This window comes from Pantoea sp. XAF26B01_ASV70, assembly GCF_054512635.1.
Genome location: NZ_CM137251.1, coordinates 2,843,512 through 2,868,964, shown reverse-complemented (window position 1 = coordinate 2,868,964; position 25,453 = coordinate 2,843,512). Strand labels below are relative to the sequence as shown.

At 54.0% G+C, this 25,453-nt stretch carries 18 protein-coding genes; 8 read left to right on the top strand and 10 right to left on the bottom strand.

Translation table 11 applies throughout. The annotated features are described in order from the left end of the window. Positions 1–12: 12 nt before the first annotated feature. A complete protein-coding gene (cspD, locus tag ACX8ZY_RS13500) occupies positions 13–234 on the bottom strand; it encodes a cold shock-like protein CspD (RefSeq protein ID WP_010254451.1) in 222 nt (73 codons plus the stop codon). A gap of 316 nt (positions 235–550) precedes the next feature. Between cspD and clpS the strand changes: the two genes are divergently transcribed. Together clpS and clpA are read left to right on the top strand one after the other, a co-directional pair. Then, the gene (gene clpS / locus ACX8ZY_RS13495; RefSeq protein ID WP_010254453.1) at positions 551–871 is read left to right on the top strand and encodes an ATP-dependent Clp protease adapter ClpS; all 321 of its coding nucleotides are present in this window, start codon (positions 551–553) and stop codon (positions 869–871) included. A 52-nt stretch (positions 872–923) separates the two neighbouring features. Next, on the top strand, positions 924–3,200 hold the full coding sequence (gene clpA / locus ACX8ZY_RS13490) for an ATP-dependent Clp protease ATP-binding subunit ClpA (RefSeq protein ID WP_010254457.1): 2,277 nt from the start codon (positions 924–926) through the stop codon (positions 3,198–3,200). Positions 3,201–3,286: 86 nt separating this feature from the next. On the opposite strand, the gene infA is transcribed toward clpA, so the two are convergent. The 5 genes from infA to trxB all read right to left on the bottom strand — a co-directional run bounded on the left by infA (position 3,287) and on the right by trxB (position 9,188). Beyond that, positions 3,287–3,505, bottom strand: coding sequence for a translation initiation factor IF-1 (gene infA / locus ACX8ZY_RS13485; protein WP_002211347.1), 219 nt, complete (start codon positions 3,503–3,505; stop codon positions 3,287–3,289). A gap of 345 nt (positions 3,506–3,850) precedes the next feature. After that, complete coding sequence (aat, locus tag ACX8ZY_RS13480) at positions 3,851–4,543, bottom strand: leucyl/phenylalanyl-tRNA--protein transferase (RefSeq protein WP_010254921.1); 693 nt, start codon at positions 4,541–4,543, stop codon at positions 3,851–3,853. A 33-nt stretch (positions 4,544–4,576) separates the two neighbouring features. Next, positions 4,577–6,307, bottom strand: coding sequence for a heme ABC transporter ATP-binding protein/permease CydC (gene cydC / locus ACX8ZY_RS13475; protein ID WP_459260098.1), 1,731 nt, complete (start codon positions 6,305–6,307; stop codon positions 4,577–4,579). Beyond that, complete coding sequence (gene cydD, locus ACX8ZY_RS13470; protein WP_421665036.1) at positions 6,307–8,076, bottom strand: heme ABC transporter permease/ATP-binding protein CydD; 1,770 nt, start codon at positions 8,074–8,076, stop codon at positions 6,307–6,309. The genes cydC and cydD overlap by 1 nt, the downstream gene beginning before the upstream one ends. Positions 8,077–8,219: 143 nt before the next feature. Continuing rightward, positions 8,220–9,188: a thioredoxin-disulfide reductase gene (gene trxB / locus ACX8ZY_RS13465; RefSeq protein WP_003849329.1), complete on the bottom strand. Its 969-nt coding sequence runs from the start codon at positions 9,186–9,188 to the stop codon at positions 8,220–8,222. Between the two features lie 520 nt (positions 9,189–9,708). Here trxB and lrp point away from each other — a divergent pair. The 6 genes from lrp to ACX8ZY_RS13435 all read left to right on the top strand — a co-directional run bounded on the left by lrp (position 9,709) and on the right by ACX8ZY_RS13435 (position 18,862). After that, complete coding sequence (lrp, locus tag ACX8ZY_RS13460; RefSeq protein ID WP_006118610.1) at positions 9,709–10,203, top strand: leucine-responsive transcriptional regulator Lrp; 495 nt, start codon at positions 9,709–9,711, stop codon at positions 10,201–10,203. A 118-nt stretch (positions 10,204–10,321) separates the two neighbouring features. After that, positions 10,322–13,867 (top strand): DNA translocase FtsK 4TM domain-containing protein, encoded by a 3,546-nt coding sequence (locus ACX8ZY_RS13455; protein ID WP_158131872.1) that lies wholly within the window; start codon positions 10,322–10,324, stop codon positions 13,865–13,867. Positions 13,868–14,044: 177 nt separating this feature from the next. Beyond that, positions 14,045–14,656 carry an outer membrane lipoprotein chaperone LolA gene (lolA, locus tag ACX8ZY_RS13450; protein ID WP_003849334.1) on the top strand — a complete coding sequence of 204 codons (612 nt, stop codon included), beginning with the start codon at positions 14,045–14,047 and terminating at the stop codon, positions 14,654–14,656. A 7-nt stretch (positions 14,657–14,663) separates the two neighbouring features. Beyond that, positions 14,664–16,007, top strand: a complete 1,344-nt coding sequence (locus ACX8ZY_RS13445; RefSeq protein ID WP_033757131.1) for a replication-associated recombination protein A — start codon at positions 14,664–14,666, stop codon at positions 16,005–16,007. Positions 16,008–16,099: 92 nt separating this feature from the next. After that, entirely contained in the window at positions 16,100–17,392 is a 1,293-nt protein-coding gene (gene serS, locus ACX8ZY_RS13440; protein ID WP_010254930.1) for a serine--tRNA ligase, read from the top strand. Positions 17,393–17,710: 318 nt separating this feature from the next. After that, the gene (locus ACX8ZY_RS13435; RefSeq protein WP_158131871.1) at positions 17,711–18,862 is read left to right on the top strand and encodes an MFS transporter; all 1,152 of its coding nucleotides are present in this window, start codon (positions 17,711–17,713) and stop codon (positions 18,860–18,862) included. 53 nt (positions 18,863–18,915) lie between these two features. Here the strand turns inward: ACX8ZY_RS13435 and pflA are convergent, their stop codons facing one another. From pflA to ycaO, 4 genes are all read right to left on the bottom strand, one after another. Continuing rightward, on the bottom strand, positions 18,916–19,656 hold the full coding sequence (pflA, locus tag ACX8ZY_RS13430) for a pyruvate formate lyase 1-activating protein (RefSeq protein WP_010669755.1): 741 nt from the start codon (positions 19,654–19,656) through the stop codon (positions 18,916–18,918). Positions 19,657–19,820: 164 nt separating this feature from the next. After that, positions 19,821–22,103 (bottom strand): formate C-acetyltransferase, encoded by a 2,283-nt coding sequence (gene pflB / locus ACX8ZY_RS13425; RefSeq protein WP_010254936.1) that lies wholly within the window; start codon positions 22,101–22,103, stop codon positions 19,821–19,823. 71 nt (positions 22,104–22,174) lie between these two features. Further along, entirely contained in the window at positions 22,175–23,035 is an 861-nt protein-coding gene (gene focA / locus ACX8ZY_RS13420; protein WP_010254939.1) for a formate transporter FocA, read from the bottom strand. A gap of 373 nt (positions 23,036–23,408) precedes the next feature. Next, complete coding sequence (gene ycaO / locus ACX8ZY_RS13415) at positions 23,409–25,172, bottom strand: 30S ribosomal protein S12 methylthiotransferase accessory factor YcaO (protein WP_010669756.1); 1,764 nt, start codon at positions 25,170–25,172, stop codon at positions 23,409–23,411. Positions 25,173–25,453 lie beyond the last annotated feature (281 nt).

Here is a 25,453-nt window from a genome sequence, read left to right as displayed (position 1 = left end):
AGGCGATATGTGTCAGGCCACAGCCTGCACCTCGACCGGCACGATCAGGCTGGCGTGATTGCCTTTCGGGCCTTCGTGGACATCGAACTGAACCTGCTGGCCTGCCTTAAGCGTGCGGTAGCCTTCCATCTGAATGGTGGAGTAGTGCGCAAAAATATCTTCGCCACCGCCAATCGGACAGATAAAGCCAAAGCCTTTGGAATTGTTGAACCATTTAACTGTGCCCGTCTCCATGCTTTTACTTCCCTCGCAAGACATTTTATAAGTAGGTGAGGTCATCGAAGCTGTGAGTCGGATTTGATTAAAACTCAATCAGCCTGTGCAGCTAGAATGTAGAGAAAGCGCGGCTGACGTCAAGCAAACCACCGGGCCAGGTGGGGAAAAAATCATCAAAATTTGAGGCAGTTAACGCTATTGCAAATTTTGTGATGCAGGTCGCGCAGGGGAATTTCTGAATAAATTTTCAGCAGCGGCATGCGGCTTGACAGGCATGTTAAACTCTCAATATGTAGCTACTTAAAGGCTAAAAGCAAAATCTCAACGGAACACTATGGCAAATGCAAACGACTGGCTTAACTTTGAACATCTGGCCGACGATAAAGTACGTGAAGGGTTAAAGCCGCCTTCTATGTATAAAGTCATTCTGAATAATGACGATTATACACCTATGGAATTTGTTATTGACGTTGTACAAAAGTTCTTTTCTTATGATGTTGAACGTGCAACGCAGCTGATGTTGAAAGTTCACTATCACGGCAAGGCGATCTGTGGTGTATTTACTGCAGAAGTCGCCGAAACAAAAGCGGCCCAGGTGAACAACTATGCACGGGAAAATCATCATCCGTTGCTGTGTACGCTGGAAAAGGCCTGAACCCGTCTCCATATAGGAAACAGGTAAGGGCGATAATTGGGGGAGGTGCCTAATGCTCAATCAAGAACTGGAACTCAGTTTAAATATGGCTTTCGCCAGAGCGCGTGAGCACCGTCATGAGTTTATGACCGTCGAGCATCTGTTACTGGCGTTGCTCAGTAACCCGTCGGCCAGAGAGGCACTGGAAGCCTGTACGGTGGACATTGTGGCTCTGCGGCAGGAACTCGAAGCCTTCATCGAACAAACCACGCCCGTGCTGCCTGCCAGCGAAGAGGAGCGTGATACACAACCCACGCTCAGCTTCCAGCGCGTCCTGCAGCGTGCGGTTTTCCATGTCCAGTCATCCGGTCGCAGCGAAGTCTCCGGTGCGAATGTGCTGGTCGCCATTTTCAGCGAGCAGGAGTCGCAAGCGGCTTATCTGCTACGCAAACATGAAGTGAGCCGCCTTGATGTGGTGAACTTCATCTCTCACGGTACGCGTAAAGATGAGTCCGGCCAGGCGCCAGGCGCAGAAAATCCGGTTAACGAAGAGCAAGCAGGCGGGGAGGAGCGTATGGAAAACTTCACCACCAATCTTAATCAGCTTGCTCGCGTCGGTGGTATTGATCCACTGATTGGTCGCGATAAAGAGCTGGAACGTACCGTTCAGGTGCTATGCCGTCGCCGTAAAAATAACCCGCTGCTGGTGGGTGAGTCGGGTGTGGGTAAAACCGCCATTGCTGAAGGTCTCGCCTGGCGCATAGAGCAGGGCGATGTACCGGAAGTGATGAAAGACTGCACGATCTACTCGCTGGATATCGGTTCGTTATTAGCCGGCACCAAGTACCGTGGTGACTTTGAAAAACGTTTCAAAGCGCTGCTGAAGCAGCTGGAGCAGGACGAACACAGCATTCTGTTTATCGATGAGATCCATACCATCATCGGTGCGGGTGCTGCATCCGGCGGCCAGGTCGATGCTGCGAACCTGATCAAACCTCTTCTTTCCTCTGGCAAGATTCGGGTGATGGGTTCCACCACCTATCAGGAATTCAGCAACATCTTTGAAAAAGATCGCGCCCTGGCGCGTCGCTTCCAGAAGATCGATATCACGGAGCCTTCACCAGAAGAGACCGTGCAGATCCTGAATGGCCTGAAGACCAAGTACGAAGCGCATCACGATGTGCGCTATACCGCGAAAGCGGTGCGCGCAGCCGTGGAACTGGCGGTGAAATATATCAACGACCGTCATCTGCCTGACAAGGCGATTGATGTGATTGATGAAGCGGGCGCGCGAGCGCGCCTGATGCCAGCCAGTAAGCGCAAGAAAACCATCAACGTCTCTGACATTGAAACGGTGGTGGCCCGTATTGCACGTATTCCTGAGCAAAGCGTGTCAGCAAGCGACCGCGATACGCTGAAAAATCTGGGCGATCGTCTGAAGATGCTGGTGTTTGGTCAGGACAACGCCATTGAGGCGCTGACGGAAGCGATCAAAATGAGCCGTGCAGGTCTGGGTCAGGATCGTAAGCCGGTCGGTTCCTTCCTGTTTGCCGGGCCTACCGGTGTCGGTAAAACGGAAGTCACCGTGCAGCTGGCGAAAGCGCTGGGCATTGAGTTGCTGCGCTTTGATATGTCCGAGTATATGGAGCGTCACACCGTCAGCCGTTTGATTGGTGCGCCTCCGGGTTACGTCGGCTTTGATCAGGGCGGCCTGCTGACGGATGCGGTGATTAAGCATCCTCATGCGGTGGTGTTGCTGGATGAGATTGAGAAAGCACACCCGGATGTCTTCAACCTGCTGCTGCAGGTGATGGATAACGGTATGCTGACCGACAACAACGGTCGCAAAGCGGACTTCCGCAATGTGGTGCTGGTCATGACCACTAACGCCGGTGTCCGCGAGACTGAACGTAAGTCGATTGGCCTGATTCATCAGGACAACAGCACCGATGCCATGGAAGAGATCAAAAAGATGTTTTCTCCAGAGTTTCGTAACCGTCTCGACAACATTATCTGGTTCAGTCACCTGTCACCAGAGGTGATCCATCAGGTGGTCGACAAGTTCATTGTCGAGTTGCAGGCGCAGCTGGATGCCAAAGGCGTGTCGCTGGAAGTCAGCGATGAAGCACGCGACTGGCTTGCTGAGAAAGGCTATGACAAAGCGATGGGCGCTCGTCCGATGGCGCGCACCGTGCAGGACAGCCTGAAGAAACCGTTAGCCAATGAACTGCTGTTTGGTTCGCTGGTGGATGGCGGCTCGGTGTCAGTGGCGCTGGATCGTGAGAAAGGTGAACTGACCTATCACTTCCTGAGTGCTGAAAAACGCAAAACCGAAGGCACGGTGCATTAATCACCTGCTGCAGATATGAAAAAGGCCGGATTAAAATCCGGCCTTTTTTTTCGCTGCAAATTGCAGAGCGATGAGATTACTGCAAATTAGCGACTACGGAAGACAATGCGGCCTTTGCTCAGGTCGTACGGGGTCAGCTCAACGGTCACTTTATCACCCGTCAGGATGCGGATGTAGTTTTTGCGCATTTTACCGGAGATATGAGCAGTAACCACGTGTCCGTTCTCAAGTTCTACGCGGAACATGGTGTTAGGTAACGTATCCAGTACGGTACCTTGCATTTCAATATTGTCTTCTTTGGCCATCGAATCCTCTGGGTGTACTACCTTTCAGTTGAACCGGCAAGATAATGCCCAATTCAACGATTTATGTAAAGAACCGTCGGCGATTTTGCCAACGCTTTGCCGGGGTGCACGTCAGTCGCGCGCATCCGGTAAAATTAGGGTGTTTATGTGACGTCTGCGGGGGATTAGCGGGCTAAGAATCTGTATCAACCGGTTACACGCGCACGATTGAAAACAGTTCCGAGAGTGCGTTGAGATTCCCAGCCTGGCAATTCCGGCTCGTTATTGCGAAGCGCGGACGACATACCAAACTCGACCATTATACCACTTAATACGCCTTTATGTGTGCAAAACATCTCTGTGCGACTAAAAAAGGGTTTGAGTCTGCCAGCAGCCATCGCTGACCGGCTGGCACGCAAGGCTTTGTACATATTGCAGATAGTCGGCGCGCGGGATCTCCTGCGCGCCCAAAGAGGCCGTATGAGGGTTAAGTACCTGACAATCCACCAGACGGCCCTGATGTCTGAGAAAATGCTGACAAAATACCCAAAGTGCGGTTTTTGACGCATTCTGCTGACGGCTGAACATTGATTCGCCGCAGAAGATTTGCCCCATCGCCAGCCCATACATGCCACCTGCCAGCTGATGTTCGTCCCATACTTCAATGGAGTGGGCGTGGCCCAGTTCATACAATCGCAACCAGGCGCGCTTCATTTCAAAGGTGATCCAGGTGCCTTCCTCACGACCGGTGGCACAGCCCTCGATCACCTCGGCAAATGACTCATTCATCGTCACCCGATAGGGCGAACGGCTGTGGAAACGCTTCATGCTCCGGCTGAGATGAAACTGCTCAGGCAACAGCACTGCACGGGGATCGGGCGACCACCAGAGAATCGGGTCGCCAGAAGAAAACCACGGAAAGATGCCGCGCTGATAAGCGTTAAGTAGCCGGGCAGGGGAGAGATCACCCCCCATGGCCAGCAGGCCGTTTGGCTCACGCAGCGCCATCTCCGGTGGGGGAAATTGCAAAGATTCCCGTGACAGTTGTACCAGTCTCATCGCGTTATGTTACCTATCAGCATTTCGCTAAGACTATAGCGCAATCCGCTGTCGGAAACGCCAGTACCGACCCGCTTTTGAGATTAATTCGGCATGACTTCCCTGTTCCACAATCACGCCATTATCCATCACGCAGATGCGATCCATCTGCTCCAGGCCGCTGAGCCGGTGGGTGACCATTATTACGGTCTTGCCAGCGGTCAGCCGCTGCAGCAGGGTGAGGATATACTGCTCGGTTGTGGCATCCAGTCCTTCGGTGGGTTCATCCAGCAGCCAGAGATCGCCGTTATGCAGTAACGCACGCGCCAGCGCCAGCCGACGCAGTTCGCCGCCTGACAGCGGGCGACCGCCTTCTCCCATCCAGGCGTTTAATCCTTCCGGGTTCTCAAGCAGGCGCTGCAGGCCGACGTCATTCAGCACGCGGCGTAACTGCTCATCAGTAGCATCGGGACAGGCCAGCAGTAGGTTATCACGCAGGCTCTGACTGAAGAGATGAACCCGCTGAGTCACCACGCTGATGCGCTGACGCAGCGCTGGCTCTGACCATGCGGTGATCGGCAGGTCATTCAGGCTGATAACACCGTGCTGGCTATCCCAGCCACGGGTTAACAGCGCCAGCAGAGTGGATTTGCCGCAGCCGGTCGGCCCCAGCAGTGCAATGTGTTCACGGGCTGCCACCTTAAGGGTAAAGCGGTTCAGCACCTTATCCGGGCGGTCGGGATAGCTGAAGTCGAGCTGATCGATAGCAACCGCGAGTCGTCCTGGCCGGGCATCTGAATCTGCCGGAAAGGTGATAGCGGGTGACTGATCGATAATGTCATTGACCCGCTGAGCGGCATTTATCACCTGCGACATGGGCAGAAAGGCCCCTGCAACCGGTGCCAGCGCCTCGAAAGCAGCCAGCGCGCAAAACACCACCAGGGCAATCAGCGAGCCGGGCAACTGCTGCTGGCTGATTGTCGCCGCACTGAGCCAGAGCAACAGTGTGACGGTTACGCCGCTGATCAGCAGCAGCAGGCTCTGTGCCGCAGCCTGCAAGCGCTGTTGCTGGCTCTGAGCCTGCTGCCAGCGCTGTTCATCTTCATCAAGTTGCTGACGCCAGTCCCGCGAGGCACCGTACAGGGTGAGTTCAGCCTGAGCCGCCAGCCACTGCATCAGCTGTAAGCGCCAGCGGGCGCGCCCACGGGCAATCGCGCCGCCTGCGGGCGATCCCAGACGGTAAAACAGCGCTGGCATCACCACCAGGGTACTCAGCATGATGCCGCCCAGCGTCAGTGCCAGCTGAAGATCGATAAAGCTCATTCCGAGGGTAACCACGACAATCACCACCAGTGCGCCGATCAGCGGCGAGATGACGCGCAGATAGAGATGATCCAGCGTATCGACATCGGCCACGAAGCGGTTGAGCAGGTCCGCCTGCCGGAACCGCGAAAGCTGGCCCGGCGAAAGGGCCATCAGGCGACTGAAGGTGTGGACACGCAGATGCTGAAGAACCCTGAATGTTGCATCGTGGCTGACCAGCCGTTCAGCATAGCGTGCGGCAGTGCGAATGATGGCGGCGCCACGTACGCCTGCCGCAGGCAGCATATAGTTGAAGGTATAGAGACCGGCTACGCCTGCCACTGACGAGGCGGCCAGAAACCAGCCTGAAAGCGTCAGCAGGCCGATGCTGGCCAGCAGGGTAACAATCGCCAGCACGATGCCCAGCGCCAGGCGATAAGGGTGGCGCAGCCAGAGACGAAGAAAAGGACGCAAGGCGGACATCAGCGAATCTCCTGTTGACGATGCTTCAGCATCTCACTGAACGCACCCGGCTGTTGCGACAGCTGCTGCCAGTTACCCTGTTGCACCAGCTTACCGGCTTCCATTACCCAGAGGGTCTGCCAGTGACTTAGCGTATCAATCTGATGGGTTATCATCAGCGTGGTCTGGCGGGCTGCCGCCTGGTTCAGCGCCAGCATCACATGACGTTCACTGAGCGCATCCAGGCTGGCTGCGGGTTCATCGAGCAGCAAAAAATGCGAGGATTTATAGAGTGCGCGCGCGACCGCGATCCGCTGCGCCTGACCCACCGACAGCTGATTACCGCCATCGCCGGGCTGGGTGTCAATGCCCTGGGGCAGCCGAGGCAGGAACTCATTAATGCCGCACGACTCCAGCAGCGCCGCAAAACGCTCGTCATCCCAGGCCGCATTCATCACGATATTGTCGCGCAAGGTGGCGGCCGGTAACTGAGGATTCTGTCCTACCCAACTGAGCTGCTGATGCCAGTCACTCCGTCGTATATCGCGAAGTTCAACGCCATTCGCTTTCAGCGAACCCTGATAAGGCAGAAAACCGAGCAGGGCGTTCATCAGAGCCGTTTTACCGGCCCCGCTTTGACCGACCAGCGCAATCTGTTCGCCAGGGACGACAGTAAAAGAGAGCGGGCCGCACAACACCTGACCATCAGGCGCACAGACACGCAGATCTTCGGCGGTAAGTGCGATTGAGCGATCGGCAGTGAAGGGCAACTGGCCTTCCTGCGGCGCGGTGGCAGGCGTCGCCTGCATAAAGGCTTCAAGGGCATCGGCACCGCCTACAGCCTGGGCTTTGGCGTGATAGAAAGCGCCGAGATCGCGCAGCGGCTGGAAAAACTCCGGGGCGAGGATCAGCACCAGAAAGCCGGCAAACAGCGTCACGCCCTGGCCGTAATCACCAAAATGCAATTCGCCCAGATAGGAGAAGCCAAAGTAGACGGCCACCACGGCAATCGCCAGCGAGGCAAAAAACTCCAGCACGGCAGAGGAGAGAAAGGCTAAGCGCAATACTTCCATGGTGCGCTGGCGAAAATCGGTGGTGGCGGCGGCAACCGCCTGCTGCTCCGCTGCGCCACGATGAAACAGCCGCAGCGTCTCTCTGCCGCGCAGGCGGTCGAGAAAGTTACCGCTCAGGCGGGCCAGCACCAGGAAGTTCCGGCGGTTGGCCTCGGCCGCACCCATCCCGACCAGTGCCATAAACAGCGGAATCAGTGGCGCGGTGGCAAACAGGATCAGACCCGCCGTCCAGTTGAGCGGAAAAATAGTCAGCAGAATGCAGCAGGGGATCAGCACCGCTAGGGTCATCTGCGGCAGATAGCGCGCGTAATACTCCTGCATCTCTTCGATCTGCTCCAGCAGCAGCGTCGCCCAGCTGCCGGCTGGCTTTCCCTGAATCCACGCTGGCCCCAGATCAGATAACCGGTCTAATACCTGCTGACGTAAAGCCTGACGGATAGCCTGTCCGGCACGATAACCGGTCAGTTCACGGGCATAGTTAATCAGGGCGCGAAGCACAAAGCAGAGCAGTAATAGCAGGATGCTGACTGTCAGGGCTTCGCGCGGCTGCTGGTCAACAATCAGAGCCTGCAGCAGCGAGGCCAGTAAACCCGCCTGAGCAATGATCAGAAGTGCACTTGCCATGCCCAGCAGGGTGTTGAGTCGCAACCAGCGACCGGCGAAATGACGTTGCTGACGAAGCCAGCGGGTAAGATGCTGCTGCCGCGATTTGTCCATGCGAGACCATGATGAATGTCGATGACGGGTGAAAATGGAAAGACATTTCCATCTCTTCAGGCGCAAGAATCTAGCATGAGAGCAATAAAAAAGGCGACGGAAAAACCGTCGCCTGGAACATTTGAGATCAGAGGGTTAACAACTTACTGATCGTTTTTAACCAGTCCGTCAAGAAAGCGCTCAGCGTCTAACGCGGCCATACAGCCGGTGCCCGCAGAGGTGATCGCCTGACGATAGATATGGTCCATCACATCGCCTGCCGCAAAGACGCCAGGGATGCTGGTCTGAGTGGCGTTGCCGTGCAGACCTGACTGAACTTTGATGTAACCGTTCTCCAGCGCCAGCTGACCCTCAAAAATGGCCGTATTCGGGCTGTGTCCGATAGCAACAAAAAGACCCGCCACCTCCAGCGCTTCTGTCTCATCACTGTTCTGGGTAGAACGCAGCGTCAGACCGGTGACACCCATCTGATCGCCCACCACTTCTTCCAGCGTGCGATGGGTGTGCAGCACGATATTGCCATTGCGCACTTTTTCCATCAGACGGTCGATCAGGATCTTCTCTGCGCGGAAGCTATCACGACGGTGAATAAGGTGCACTTCAGCCGCAATATTAGCCAGGTAGAGCGCCTCTTCCACAGCCGTGTTGCCACCGCCAATCACCGCGACTTTCTGGTTGCGATAGAAGAAGCCGTCACAGGTTGCACAGGCAGAGACGCCTTTGCCTTTGAAGGCCTCTTCGGAAGGCAGACCGAGGTAGCGCGCTGACGCACCGGTGGCGATGATCAGGGCATCTGCCGTGTATTCGCCGCTGTCACCCGTGAGGCGGAACGGACGGTTCTGCAAATCGACGGTGTGAATGTGATCGAAAATGATCTCAGTATTAAATTTTTCGGCATGCTCATGCATCCGCTCCATCAGCGATGGACCTGTCAGATCGTGCGGGTCGCCCGGCCAGTTCTCTACCTCGGTGGTAGTGGTCAGCTGTCCGCCTTTTTCCAGACCCGTGATCAGTACCGGGTTCAGGTTGGCGCGTGCAGCATAAACGGCTGCGGTATAACCCGCTGGGCCGGAGCCCAGAATGAGTAACTTACTGTGTTTGGCCGTACTCATGCGTTCCTCAGTTTCATTCGGCTGACATAGCCTGCGATTGTAGGGAATATCCGGCGACAATGACAAGGCTTAGGCAATTTTGTTAACGATAGCTGCAAACGGCGTAGACGATGAGCGACGGTTTTGCCTGGCCAATGCGCCAAAAGGGGGCAAAACTCGGGTTAGCAGGGTGCAATAGTGGAAAAATAGTCATTTAAAAACAGATACCCAGCGGACTGTCTGGCATCTTGTCCTGAATTTGGTGATTTTACTTTGACAATCGCCTGCGCTTTTGCGAAAACATTATCAGAAGCGAATAACATTTATCGGAACAAAACAGGTTTTCATCGCCCGTTTTGCACGTAATGCCGAATAAAAGCAGCCTGATATGGATAATGACGCATGATGTGGACAGACAACATGCGTCATATCGATAGGTGTCAGAACACAGGCTCTGTTAGCTCACTTCAGAAATGCCCCGAACAATGAGCGTTTTCAGGGCGTGGCAGGTAAAGGGAAGGAATTAAGAGAGACAATAATAATGGTAGACAATAAGAAACGCCCCGGGAAAGACCTCGACAGAATTGACAGGAACATTCTGAATGAACTTCAGAAAGATGGTCGCATTTCAAACGTAGAGCTTTCCAAACGCGTAGGCTTATCGCCTACGCCATGTCTTGAACGCGTGCGTCGTCTCGAACGTCAGGGATTTATTCTTGGCTACACCGCGCAGTTGAACCCGCACTATCTGGATGCGTCGCTGCTGGTGTTCGTTGAGATTACTCTGAATCGTGGTGCACCGGATGTGTTTGAGCAATTTAACGCCGCTGTGCAAAAACTTGAGGAAACTCAAGAGTGTCACCTCGTTTCCGGCGATTTCGACTACCTGCTGAAAACGCGCGTACCTGATATGTCAGCCTACCGTAAGCTGCTGGGTGAAACCCTGTTGCGCCTGCCGGGCGTAAACGACACGCGTACGTATGTGGTGATGGAAGAGGTTAAACAGAGCAATCGGCTGGTGATCAAAACTCGCTGATGCGGGGCAGGTGCAAAACCTGTGAGATTTCGGTACACTCCTGTGCATTCATACAGGATCAGCGTCGGGCTCGCCCGGCGCTGTTGCTTCTTACTTTACAGGCACCTGGAGAGTCCTCTTGAGCCAGGAATATACAGAAGATAAAGACGTTTCGTTACAATCGATGAGCAGTGGACGTCGTCTGCTGGAAGCGATGCTCATTCTGGTGGCGCTGTTTGCCATCTACCTGATGGTTTCTCTGGTCAGTTTTAACCCTTCCGACCCGAGCTGGTCGCAAACGGCCTGGCATGAACCTATCCATAATATCGGCGGCAGCGTCGGTGCCTGGCTGGCTGACACCTTACTCTTCATCTTTGGTGTGATGGCGTATGCCATTCCGCCCGTCATCCTGGGTCTGTGCTGGATTGCTTTCCGTCAGCGCGACAGCCAGGACTACTTTGACTACTTTGCCGTCGGGCTGCGCTTAATTGGCGTCCTCGCGCTGGTGGTGACGACCTGTGGTATGGCGGCGCTGAACGCCGATGATATCTGGTACTTTGCTTCGGGCGGCGTGATCGGCAGCCTGGTCAGTAATGCTATTGCACCCTGGTTCAGTCCGGCTGGCGGCACGCTGATGCTGCTCTGCGTCTGGGCGGCGGGCATTACCCTTTACACCGGCTGGTCATGGCTCACCATTGCAGAAAGAATTGGTGGCGTAGTCATGGGCGTACTGACGTTTGCCAGCAACCGCTCACGTCACGACGAACCCTGGCAGGAAGAGGATGACGAGCGGGACGCGCGTGAATACGCGGATGTGCCTGAGCTTCATGCCGCCGATCAGGATGATGATGTGCTGCTTTCTGCCCCACGTGCAGCTGCTGAGCCTGCGGCGTCACAACAGGATCCGCTGCTGGCTAAAGCTGCAGCAGCCACCAGTGCGGCAGTCGCGGCTACCGCTGAAGCCGCCGAGGTGACCCTCGCCCCGGCAGCCACGGTGACGCCTGCACCTGTCGCCGCATCTGCTGCTGCTGTGGTTTCAGCTTCGGCGCCTGCCGCGTCAGCGACATCCATTCCTGCATCGCCGTCTGCACAACCTGCGCCTGCGTACGCACAGAGCGCGCCAGCTCCGCAGAGTGTGGCGAATTCCCCGGCGCAGAGTGCTTCTGCACCCGCAGACTCACCACCGCTTTATCACTTTGAAATGCCAGACGACGCTCCGGCTACGCCGTCGTTCAGTGCTTACGACGATGATGAACCTAAAATGGGTAACTGGCGGGATACGTCAGCCATCCCTGCGGCATCGGCGGCAGCGGCAGCCGCTGCAACGGCAGCCCAGGCAACAACGCGTACTGCGCCTGTTTTTGATTTAGCCCCTGAAACCAATCTCAATCCGCAGGTTAAACAAGGTATCGGCCCGGCACTGCCGCGTCCTAACCCGGTAAAACTGCCAACCCGTCGTGAGCTGGCCTCTTATGGCATTAAGCTGCCTTCTCAGCGCATGGCAGAAGAGAAAGCGAAAACGGAAGAGACCGAACCGGTTAGTGCTGGCTCCGTTTCCTCTGCTCCGGATGCTGAAGAGGCGCTGCAGCAGGCTGAACTGCGACAGGCTTTCCAGTCTGAACAGCAGCAGCGTTACGGCACCAGCTGGCAGCAGGACGAGGAAGATGAACAGGATGCACAGCAGCAGGATGCACTGGCCCGTCAGTTCGCCGAGCAGCAACAGCAGCGCTATGAGCCAGAAGTGAAAAAAGAGCCGGTATTCAATATTGATACCGCCTCAGCGTTTGATTTTTCACCGATGAAAGATCTGGTGAATGACGGTCCTTCTGAACCGCTGTTTACCATTGCGGCGACGCCAGAACCTGAAGCTCCAGCGGTTTCACACGAACCCTGGCAGCAGGTGAGTGAGGTTTCAAGACCTCAGGCTCCGGCTCATGTTCCTGCACCAGCCAGCTTTGCCCCGGCAGAACCTGCCTATAGCGCCCCGACAGCACCGTCTGAACCTGACTATGCTTCGCCTGCGGCAACCTCTGCGCCCGCTTATGGTGCCCCTGCGGCTCCTCAGGCTCCGGCTTACGCTGCGCCTGCCTTTGGCACGCCAGCGGCAGCGCCGGTTCAGCCGGTGGAAGAGGCGAAACCTTCACTGCATGACAGCCTGATTCATCCATTCCTGATGCGTCACGAGCAGCCGCTGGAGAAACCTTCCACGCCACTGCCTTCGCTGGATCTGCTGACCGCACCGCCTGAAGAGGAAGAACCGGTTGATATGTTCTCGCTGGAGCAGACTGCCCGTCTGGTGGAGTCGCGCTTAGGCGATTATCGCGTCAAAGCGGAGGTGGTCGGTATCTCGCCTGGCCCGGTTATTACCCGTTTCGAACTTGACCTGGCACCGGGCGTTAAAGCGGCGCGTATCTCCAATCTGTCCCGCGATCTGGCGCGTTCGCTGTCGACGGTAGCGGTTCGTGTGGTGGAAGTGATCCCAGGCAAACCCTACGTAGGTCTGGAACTGCCAAACAAGCATCGTCAGACCGTCTATCTGCGTGAAGTGCTGGATTGTCCTAAATTCCGCGACAACCCTTCACCGCTGGCCGTCGTACTGGGTAAAGATATTGCCGGTCAGCCGGTGGTGGCCGATCTGGCGAAAATGCCACACTTACTGGTCGCCGGTACCACCGGTTCCGGTAAATCTGTGGGCGTGAACGCCATGATTATCAGCATGCTGTATAAGGCGACGCCGGAAGAAGTTCGCTTCATCATGATCGACCCGAAAATGCTTGAGCTGTCGGTCTATGAAGGTATTCCGCATCTGCTGACCGAAGTGGTCACAGACATGAAGGATGCTGCCAATGCGCTGCGCTGGAGCGTCGGTGAAATGGAGCGTCGCTACAAGCTGATGTCGGCGCTGGGCGTGCGTAATCTGGCGGGCTACAACGAAAAAGTGGAACAGGCCGAAGCGATGGGTCGTCCGATTCCCGATCCGTTCTGGAAGCCGGGCGACAGCATGGATATGACGCCGCCGGTTCTGGAGAAGCTGCCTTATATCGTTGTGATGGTCGATGAGTTTGCTGACCTGATCATGGCAGTCGGTAAAAAGGTGGAAGAGCTGATTGCCCGCCTGGCACAGAAAGCCCGTGCTGCCGGCATCCATCTGGTACTGGCGACACAGCGTCCATCTGTGGATGTCATTACCGGCCTGATCAAAGCGAACATTCCGACGCGTATCGCCTTTACCGTTTCCAGCAAAATTGATTCACGTACCATTCTCGATCAGGGCGGCGCGGAGTCATTGCTGGGTATGGGTGACATGCTCTACATGCCGCCGAACTCCTCGCTGCCGATTCGTGTTCACGGTGCGTTTGTTCGTGACCAGGAAGTGCATGCAGTGGTTCAGGACTGGAAAGCGCGTGGTCGTCCGCAATATATCGACAGCATTACGGCGGGCGAAGAGAGCGAAAATGCCGGTGGCATCGACAGTGATGAAGAGCTCGATCCGCTGTTCGATCAGGCGGTCGGTTTTGTGGTCGATAAGCGCCGTGCGTCGATTTCAGGCGTTCAGCGTCAGTTCCGCATCGGCTATAACCGCGCGGCACGTATCATTGAACAGATGGAAGCGCAGGGCATCGTTTCTGCACCAGGACACAATGGTAACCGTGAAGTGCTATCGCCACCGCCACACGATATGTAGTGGCTAAATGTTTTGAAACACAACGCAATGAGCCAGTTCCGACTGGCTCATTGTTTTTATGCGGTTAAACCCCATATCTGAATCAGCTTTCGGTTTTTTCCTCTGTTCTGATGGCGGAACGGCGGCCAGGCTTAATGCAGTTATCGATGGGAACGTTTAAATAAGGAATTGAAGCAGATGAAATTACGCGTAATCGCTCTGGGCCTGTTGGCCACCTTTTCTTCAGCCAGCGTTCTGGCTGATGCTTCCAGTGATCTGCAACAGCGCCTGAACAAGGTCAGCAGCTTCCACGCCAGCTTCACCCAAAAAGTGACCGACAGCAGCGGCGCGAATGTGCAGGACGGCGAAGGCGAATTGTGGGTAAAACGTCCCAGCCTGTTTAACTGGCACATGACCGCGCCGGACGAAAGCATCATCATCTCCGACGGTAAATCGCTGTGGTTCTACAACCCGTTTGTTGAGCAGGCGACAGTCAGCCTGTTGCAGAATGCGACCAGCAACACGCCCTTTATGCTGATTGCCCGCAACCAGTCAAATGACTGGAAGCAGTACAATATCAAACAGCAGGGTGACAATTTTGAACTGACACCTAAGAACAGCGACGGCAACCTGAAACAGTTCACCATCCAGGTGACGTCCAGCGGGACCATCAACCGCTTCAGTGCTATCGAGCAGGATGGCCAGCGCAGCGATTACCAGCTGAAAAGCCAGCAGAATGGCGCTATCAGCCCGGATAAATTCACGTTCACACCGCCAAAAGGCGTGACGGTGGACGACCAACGTCAGTGAGGTCACGGTGAGTAACCTGTCCCTGGATTTTTCCACCGAAAATTTCAAACCTCTGGCCGCGCGTATGCGGCCAGAAACATTGAAACAGTACATTGGTCAGCAACATCTGCTGGGCGCAGGCAAACCTCTGCCGCGCGCGATTGAAGCAGGGCACCTGCATTCAATGATCCTGTGGGGACCTCCCGGGACCGGCAAGACCACGCTGGCTGAGATCATTGCCCATTACGGTAACGCCGATGTGGAACGTATTTCGGCCGTCACCTCCGGCGTAAAAGAGATCCGTGAGGCGATTGAGCGGGCCCGTCAGAATAAACATGCCGGGCGGCGCACGATCCTGTTTGTGGACGAGGTCCATCGGTTCAACAAGAGCCAGCAGGATGCCTTTCTGCCCCATATCGAAGATGGCACCATTACCTTTATTGGTGCGACCACCGAAAACCCCTCTTTTGAACTTAACTCTGCGTTGTTGTCACGCGCCCGCGTTTACCTGCTGAAATCACTAACCCTGGAAGATATTGAGCAGGTGCTGGATCAGGCGATGCAGGATAAAGCGCGAGGTTATGGGGACAGTGACATCGTGCTGCCGGACAACACACGCAGGATGATCGCTGAACTGGTTAATGGTGATGCACGTCGGGCGCTGAACACGCTGGAGATGATGGCTGATATGGCCGAAATCACCGCATCAGGTCAGCGAGAACTGACGCCGCAGCTGCTTAACGAAGTCTCTGGTGAGCGATCCGCGCGGTTTGATAATAAAGGCGATCGTTTTTACGATCTGATTTCCGCACTGCACAAATCGGTACGCGGCTCCGCACCGGATGCGGCGCTCTACTGGTATGCGCGCATTATCACTGCGGGCGGCGATCCGCTCTATGTGGCTCGTCGGTTGCTGGCTATTGCCTCCGAAGATGTGGGCAATGCCGATCCGCGCGGTATGCAGGTGGCGATTGCGGCCTGGGATTGCTTTACGCGCGTCGGTCCGGCAGAAGGGGAGCGTGCGATTGCCCAGGCCATTGTTTATCTGGCTTGCGCGCCTAAAAGTAATGCGGTCTACAACGCGTTTAAAGCCGCAATGCGTGATGCGCGCGACCATCCCGATTACGATGTGCCGGAACATCTGCGCAATGCCCCGACTAAGCTGATGAAAGAGATGGGCCTGGGTAAAGAATACCGTTATGCCCATGATGAAACCAACGCCTATGCTGCGGGTGAAGTCTATTTTCCGCAGGAACTGGCCAGCGCGCGCTATTACACCCCAACCCAGCGCGGGCTTGAAGGCAAGATTGGTGAAAAGCTAAGCTGGCTGGCTGAGCAGGATCAAAATAGCCCGACAAAACGCTACCGCTGAAACAGACGTTACGGTAATGTGGGCAATGTTTTCAACGCATTCCGCTGGAATGCGTCCCTTCTTTCAACCAACTTTTTATACACAGGATAAGCATGCTCGATCCCAATCTGCTGCGTAACGAGCCAGACGCAGTCGCAGAAAAACTGGCACGCCGGGGATACAAACTGGATGTGGAAACGCTGCGTTCGCTTGAAGAGCGTCGCAAAGTGCTGCAGGTGGAAACAGAAAATCTGCAGGCAGAGCGTAACTCCCGATCCAAATCCATCGGTCAGGCCAAAGCACGTGGGGAAGACATCGAGCCGCTGCGTCAGGAAGTGAACGCGCTGGGCGAACGCCTGGATGCCGCAAAAGCAGAACTGGATGAACTGCAGAATCAAATCCGTGACTTCTCACTGGCACTGCCGAACATTCCGGCCGATGAAGTGCCGCTGGGCAAAGATGACAGCGAAAACCAGGAAGTGAGCCGCTGGGGTACCCCGCGCGAGTTCAGCTTCCCGGTTAAAGATCACGTTGAGCTGGGTGAAGCGGCTAAAGGCCTGGATTTTGCGTCTGCCGTGAAACTGACCGGTTCACGCTTTGTGGTCATGCAGGGGCAGATTGCCCGCCTGCACCGTGCACTGAGTCAGTTTATGATTGACCTGCACACCGAGCAGCATGGCTACCTTGAAACCTACGTGCCATATCTGGTTAACCACGAAACGCTTTACGGTACCGGACAGCTGCCTAAGTTTGGCGAAGACCTGTTCCACACCCGTCCGCTGGAAGAGGAGTCAGACAGCAGCAACTATGCGTTGATTCCTACTGCGGAAGTGCCGCTGACTAACCTGGTGCGTGATGAGATCCTCGAAGAGGATAGCCTGCCGGTTAAACTGACTGCGCATACGCCGTGCTTCCGTTCTGAAGCGGGTTCTTACGGTCGTGACACGCGTGGCCTGATCCGTATGCACCAGTTCGACAAAGTTGAGATGGTGCAGATCGTCACGCCGGAGCAGTCAATGGATGCCCTGGAAGAGCTGACCGGTCACGCTGAGAAAGTGCTGCAGCTGCTGAACCTGCCATATCGTAAAGTTTTACTCTGCACCGGCGATATGGGCTTTGGATCGACTAAAACTTACGATCTGGAAGTCTGGCTACCGGCGCAGAATACCTATCGTGAAATTTCATCCTGTTCCAACATGGGTGATTTCCAGGCGCGTCGTATGCAGGCGCGTTGCCGCAACAAACAGGATAAGAAACCGCGTCTGGTTCATACCCTGAATGGCTCAGGGCTGGCCGTAGGCCGTACCCTGGTGGCGGTGCTGGAAAATTATCAGCAGGAAGATGGCCGCATCACTGTGCCTGAGGTTTTACGCCCCTATATGAATGGCGTCGAAATTATCGGCTAAGCAACAGTAACTCTCTGAACCCGGCCATGGCCGGGTTTTTTTATGTTATTGCTCCGGAAAAACTGTTCTGTCAGGCCTCATTTTAATCACAAATAAACGTTATCGATATCAGCCAGGCCGGAATGGCTAAAAACCTAGTTTTTCATAGAGATAGCATTTAGCGACCTGCCGCTTCTTACGATTGTAACCCACTGAAGATTAGTAAATTAAATTGTCGCACAGCAAAATGTGCTGCCGTTAAAGTTCGCCCATTGACTTTAAAAAAGCCAATGGCAAACTGCGCGCAATTTCCTTCATTTGCTCTGGTTTCTATCCCCTATGTCAACCTGGTCACGCCCCGTGATATTGCTGCTTTGCGGCCTGATGTTAATGACGGTCGCAATTGCCGTGCTGAATACGCTCGTTCCACTGTGGCTGACGCATGACTTACTGACAACCTGGCAGGTGGGCATCGTAAGCTCCTCCTATTACACCGGTAACCTCGCAGGGACTCTGCTGGCTGGCTGGTTAATCAGGCATTACGGCTTCAACCGCAGCTACTACCTGGCTACCTTGATGTTTGCCGTCGCAACCCTGTGCCTGGCGATGATGTCGGGTTTCTGGGCATGGAGTTCAATGCGTTTCATCGCCGGTGTCGGCTGTGCGCTGATGTGGGTGGTGGTCGAGAGCGCACTTCTGTGCAGCGGAACGGTACGTAATCGGGGACAGCTGCTGGCGGCCTATATGGTTGTCTATTACATAGGCACCGTGACAGGCCAGTTGCTGGTCAGCAAACTGTCTACGGAATTACTCAGCGTGATCCCGTGGGTGACGTCGCTGGTCTTCTGCGCTGTGCTGCCGCTGGTCTTTACTCGCGTCTCTGCCAGCGCTGAAGCGACAGAAGCCGCTCCGGCCCGCATCTGGCCGATGCTGCGTCGCCGTAGCTCACGCCTGGGCATCAATGGCTGCATTATCTCTGGCATCCTTCTGGGCTCGCTTTATGGCCTGATGCCGCTTTACCTGTCACATCAGGGAATGAGTGATGCCAATGTGGGTTACTGGATGGCGTTGCTGGTCAGCGCAGGCATTGTGGGCCAGTGGCCCATTGGCCGTCTGGCCGATCGTTTTGGTCGCATGCTGGTGCTGCGAGTTCAGGTCTTTGTGGTTATCCTGGGTGCGATGGCCATGTTAACCAATGCCGCGATGGCACCAGCGCTATTTGTTCTGGGGCTGGCAGGCTTCACACTCTATCCGGTGGCGATGTCCTGGGCTTGCGAGACGGTCGCACATCATGAACTGGTAGCGATGAATCAGGCACTGCTGATGAGTTATACCGTGGGCAGTCTGGCTGGACCGGCAATGACCTCTGTTCTGATGCAGAATTATTCTGACCAGCTGCTGTTCGTGATGATCGCTGCTGTGGCGCTGATTTATCTGGTGATGCTGCTGCGCAAAGCGAATCATCAGGCTACGCCAGTGGCACATGCCTGATCGCTGAACAGCAAAAAGGGAGCGTTAAGCTCCCTTTTTTTGTGGCAGATTCTTCAGTACATCACTTCGTGGCCATAGCTGGCGAGAATGTTTTTCACGCGATCCATTGTCTCTTTGCTCGGTGGCTTCACCCCGTCCAGCTTGTACTCTTCACCCATCGCAATCCATTTATGCTTACCCAGCTCGTGATAGGGCAGCAATTCAATCTTCTCAACGTTCTCCATGTCACGCGTGAATTCACCCAAGCGATGCGCGGTGTCATCATCGTCGGAATAGCCGGGCACCACGACAAAACGGATCCATGTCCGTTTGCCTTTTTTCTGCAGGTAACGGGCAAAGTCCAGCGTACGGTGATTGGAGACACCCACCAGAATCTGATGGACGTCATCATTCATCTGTTTCAGGTCGAGCATCACTAAGTCGGTAACGTCGAGCAGTTCATCGATCACCGGATCATAGCGGCGTACGAAGCCGTTGGTGTCGAGACAGGTATGAATACCTTCGGCCTTGCAGGCACGGAACCAGTCGCGCACAAATTCAGCCTGGAGAATGGCTTCACCGCCTGAGGCCGTGACGCCGCCACCAGAGGCGTTCATAAAATGGCGATAGGAGAGTACATCCGCCATCAGCGCTTCGACGCTGATCTCTTTGCCACCGTGAGTATCCCAGGTGTCGCGGTTGTGACAGTAGAGGCAGCGCATCAGGCAGCCCTGGAAGAAGGTGATAAAACGGATACCGGGACCATCGACGGTGCCGCAGGATTCAAATGAGTGGATACGACCGTTAACTGACATTGCGATGTTTTCTCCAGTAAGTCTGCCAGGACAGACGGCGCAATCTCTGTTGCGCTCAGGGCAGGAAATCGATTCTGGTGGGAACCTTGATGGAGATGACCACCAGAACAGACTTTTAATTAAAAGGCTCCGCGAGGAGCCTTTTTTATCAGGTAGAGCAGTAATTACAGTGACTTAGTGAAGGTTCGGGTAATCACATCCTGCTGCTGCTCTTTAGTCAGTGAGTTAAAGCGCACAGCGTAACCGGAAACGCGAATGGTCAGTTGCGGATATTTCTCTGGATGTTCCATCGCATCCAGCAGCATTTCACGGTTCATAACGTTAACGTTGAGGTGCTGACCGCCTTCGATGCTGGCTTCGTGATGGAAGTAACCATCCATCAGACCGGCAAGGTTGGTTTTCCGCACGTTATCATCTTTACCCAGCGCGTTTGGTACGATTGAGAAGGTATAGGAGATACCATCTTTTGCGTAGGCAAACGGCAGTTTCGCGACGGAAGTCAGCGAGGCAACTGCACCTTTCTGGTCACGACCATGCATCGGGTTAGCACCTGGTCCAAACGGCGCGCCAGCGCGACGTCCATCTGGTGTGTTACCGGTTTTCTTACCATATACCACGTTCGAAGTAATGGTCAGAACAGACTGCGTCGGCACGGCATTACGATAGGTGTTCAGCTGCTGAATTTTCTTCATGAAGCGTTCAACCAGATCGCAGGCCAGGTCATCTACCCGTGAGTCGTTGTTACCGAACTGCGGATATTCGCCTTCAATATCGAAGTCGATGGCCAGACCATCTTCGTCACGAATTGGTTTCACTTTGGCATATTTAATGGCAGAAAGTGAATCCGCAGCGACGGAGAGACCCGCGATACCACAGGCCATGGTGCGGTAGACATCCCGATCATGTAAGGCCATCAGCGCCGCTTCGTAGCTGTATTTATCATGCATGTAGTGAATGATGTTCAGCGAAGTCACATACTGTTTTGCCAGCCAGTCCATGAAGTGATCCATACGCTCCATGACGGTGTCGAAATCCAGTACGTCGTCGCTGATTTTGTCGCCTTTCGGTCCAACCTGCATTTTCAGCTTTTCATCCACGCCGCCGTTGATTGCGTAGAGCAGCGTTTTCGCCAGGTTGGCACGTGCGCCAAAGAACTGCATTTGTTTGCCGACAATCATCGGGCTCACGCAGCAGGCGATTGCGTAGTCATCATTGTCGAAATCAGCACGCATCAGGTCATCGTTCTCATACTGCAAAGATGAGGTATCGATAGAGACTTTAGCGGCATATTTTTTGAAATTAATCGGCAGTTTTTCTGACCACAGGATGGTCATGTTCGGCTCAGGTGAAGGACCCATGGTGTAGAGGGTATTCAGGAAGCGGAACGTACTTTTTGAGACCAGGGTTCGGCCATCAACGCCCATACCTGCCAGGGATTCTGTTGCCCAGATTGGGTCACCTGAGAACAGCTCATCATATTCAGGTGTGCGCAGGAAGCGAACCATGCGCAGTTTCATCACCAGATGGTCAATCAGTTCCTGTGCCTGTTCTTCAGTCAGTTTGCCGGCTTTAAGGTCACGTTCGATGTAAACATCAAGGAAGGTTGAGACGCGGCCAAATGACATGGCAGCACCGTTTTGTGATTTAACTGCAGCCAGGTAGCCATAGTAAGTCCACTGTACTGCTTCAACCGCATTGGTAGCCGGACCGGAGATGTCATGGCCATATTTTGCTGCCATCTCTTTGATCTGGGCCAGCGCATGATGCTGGTCAGAAATCTCTTCACGCAGACGAATAGTCGCTTCCAGATTAACGCCATTCTCTAAATCTTCCTGCAGTGAGGCAAACTGAGCGAATTTATCCGCCATCAGGAAATCGATGCCGTACAGCGCCACACGACGATAGTCACCGATAATACGGCCACGGCCATAAGCATCAGGAAGGCCGGTCAGGATACCTGATTTACGGCAGCGCAAAATGTCCGGTGTATAAACATCGAACACGCCCTGGTTGTGCGTTTTGCGGTATTCGGTGAAGATTTTTTTCAGTGAAGGGTCGAGTTCACGGCCATACACTTTGCATGATCCTTCGACCATTTTGATGCCGCCATAAGGAATGATGGCGCGTTTTAATGGCGCTTCAGTCTGCAGACCAACAATTTTTTCCAGTGGCTTAATGATGTAACCCGCGTCGTGCGAGGTAATGGTTGAGGCGAGATCGGTGTCGAAGTCGACTGGCGCGTGGGTGCGGTTCTCAATTTTGATGCCTTCCAGCACGCTTTCCCACAGTTTGGTGGTCGCTTCGGTGGCACCCGCCAGGAATGACTCGTCACCTTCATATGGGGTGTAGTTTTTCTGAATGAAGTCGCGCACATTGACGCTATTCTGCCATTCGCCTTCAGCAAATCCTTCCCATGCTGAAGCCAGTTTTGCATTAAGTTCGGTCATAATATACCTGCCTTATATGAGGAGACTTTACGGTCGGGCACAGCCAACTTCCTGTGCCGTCAAAAATGCGTTTAATGAACCTGGTCACCTTTACGGAGATAGATAACCCAGTAGGTCAACCCAACCAGAACGCCGCCGCCGATAATGTTTCCGATGGTCACGGGAATCAGGTTGTCGATAATAAAGTTACTGAGGGTCAGTGAGTGAAACTGTGCCGCCGTGGTGCCAGCTGCCTGCCAGAATTCAGGTGTCGCGAAGTCACGAATAGCAATGGCATAGGGTATAAGAAACATGTTGGCGATACTGTGTTCGAAACCGCTTGCGACAAACATCGCAACAGGCAGAATCATCACGACCAGCTTATCGGTCAGGGTGCGGCCTGAGTAACTCATCCAGACGGCGAGACAGACCAGCAGATTGGCCAATGTACCCAGACAAACCGCTTCTATGAAGGTGTGATGCATCTTGTGATCGGCGGTTTGCAGGACATTCAATCCCCAGGCGCCATTCGCGACCATGTGCTGTCCGGCAAACCACATCAGAGCGACAAAGAAGAGTGCACCTGCAAGGTTACCGGCGTAGACGTTAATCCAGTTGCGGGCCAGCTGTCCCCAGCTGATGCGGCCACTGGCTTTGGCGACAACGATTAATACAGTAGAGGTAAAAAGGTCGGCACCACATACCACGACCAGCATTAAGCCGAGTGAAAAGCAGATACCTCCAATCAGTTTGGCTATGCCATAGGGCATCGCGCCGCTACCGGTGGTCGCTGTAATATAAAAAACGAATGCGATTGAGATAAATACGCCGGCGTTTATTGCCAGAAAGAAGGTCGTAAAAGGATGTTTGGTTGCTTTATAGATACCCGCGTCTTCGGCCACTTTCGCCATCGCGGCGGGTAATAAAAGATTAAAAGGGTTGTCAGTTTTCACACTAACTTACTCCTGAAGTTGTCTGAAAAAATACTAACAAAGGAGTATAGGTCAGTAATTGATATGGATCATGTTTGCCAGGGTGGTAACCCACTGGTCGCAAATTAATGAGAAAATAATGAGTTAACTAGCTGAATATAGACAAATAAATTTATTTTAAAAATACAAAAATATTTTAATATAAAGTGATGCGCCACTTTTTTAGTTCAGCCTGTGTTATTAATTAATGGCTTATATGTTAATTAAAATGATGTGATGTAATGGGAAGGAATTTTAAAGTAGCTAATGTTTCATAGAGAAAGTGGAGAATGATGGCACCAGTTAAATCCAGTGCCATGGTTAGCCGTCTGCTTTCAGTCTGACGCGTCAGGGCTTACGCGTTTTTCCAGTAGTGACGTTTGGCGTTTTGCAGTTTTTCGTAGGCGGCAAGCAGAGACTGATGGGCCGGGAAGGCCTGCAGTTCATCATCAACAGCCTGAAGGCCATTAAACGGATTCTCACCACTGATCGCGGCTGAAGCTGCTTCCATTGCGCTCTCACCATACATCCGCAGGAAAGCGTGATGATACTGCAACGGATCACGCTCATCTTCCATAGCCAGTAACAGCAGGGTCTGCAGGCAACGATAGTAGTTAGCGCGCTCTGGCGTAAAGATTGAGCTGTTAAACTCCATCGTCCATTCTGTCCAGATCAATGCCTGATCCAGATCGCCGCCCGCCAGCGCCAGCATCGCTTTTAATTCGCCAACACGCAGCGTGTACCAGCCATTGTCTTTACCGGTCGCCAGACCCAGCAGCTCACGAACGCGGGTGAAGTCATCAAAGCCTTCATCATCAAGCTGTCCAATCAGATCCAGATACTCTTCCGGATTCCAGTTGCTGTCAGGCAGGGCCAGCAGGGTTTCACGCATGCCCGCTCCCATGCTGTTGTTCGCCAGGAACAGGTCTTCTGCCGGGTAGATATCAGACATGCCTGGCACGATGATGCGGCAGGCATAGACACCCAGATGCTCGTAGTCTGCAATATAGACTTCCTGATCTTCCGAGGTGAAGATTGCCATCAGCGTGGCGAATTCCTGTTCGGTGCTGCCCGCGAATGACCAGTCGACAAAAGGATAATCCGCAGTTTCTTTAAACAGATCCCAGGAGATCAGGCCGCTTGAATCGATGAAGTGTGTTTCAAGGTTGGCATGCTCAGCCACTTCTTCGTCATCAAAGGTCGGTGGAGTAAACACATCCAGATCTTTGAGGCTTCGGCCCTGCAGCAACTCGGTAACGGTACGCTCCAGCGCCACACCGAAATCAGGGTGAGCACCAAATGAGGCAAAACAGGTTCCGTTGGTTGGGTTAAACAGCACCACGCAGATAACCGGATATTTACCGCCGAGAGAGGCGTCATAAGCGAAAATCGGGAAGCCTTCCGCTTCAAGACGTGCAATGGCTTCGATCACCTCAGGATAACGCTGCATCACGTCATCAGGAATCGCAGGCAGGCTGATCGCTTCAGCAATAATGCGGTTTTTAATATAGCGCTCAAACACTTCAGACAGCCCCTGAACACGCGCTTCGTTCGCGGTATTACCTGCCGACATGCCGTTTGAGACATAGAGGTTGCCGATAATATTCATCGGGATATAGACAGTCTGCTGGTCGGACTGACGGGTAAAGGGCAGGGCGCAGATACCACGTTCAGTATTCCCGGACTGCAGATCAATCAGGCCGGAAGCCGTTAGGGCATTATCGGGATCGTAAAATGCGCGCAGGCGTGGATCCAGAATACCTTCAGGTAAGGACTCATCATCAGGTAACGCAAACCATTTTTCATTGGGATAGTGAACAAAATCGCCGTTAGCGATCTTTTTTCCCAGCCAGAAGTCAGCAAAAAAATAGTTAGTTGAGAGACGCTCGAAATACTCGCCAAGCGCGGAGGCCAGCGCCGCTTTTTTACTGGCGCCCTTGCCGTTGGTAAAACAGAGCGGGCAATCGCGGTCGCGGATATGCACTGACCAGACATGGGGGACAGGATTCAGCCAGGATGCTTCTTCAATGTTAAAGCCAAGATCCTGCAGCTTGTTCTGGAAACGCGCAATGGAGTCTTCCAGTGCGGCATCTTTGCCCGGGATAAATGTTTGCGTCATAGTGCCGCTCTCTCAGTTGTCATAGGGTGCGTAAAGCGCGCAATGATACGGATTTTGCTAACAGACCGCTATCAGGGCGGGACATTTTTACCGGCTTACTTTACCGGCTTAGTTTTCATCACTTCTGCTCTCAGGCCAAACGCGAATTAATGGCGCTGGATAAAGCCTCACAAAATTCCGCGCAGATTTGCATTGGTAACATAACCTCCGGCGAGCCAGATTCAGAAAATGTGACCGCTCCCTGATTTATGATTGCAGCTATCAGAATGCAGTGATAAAAC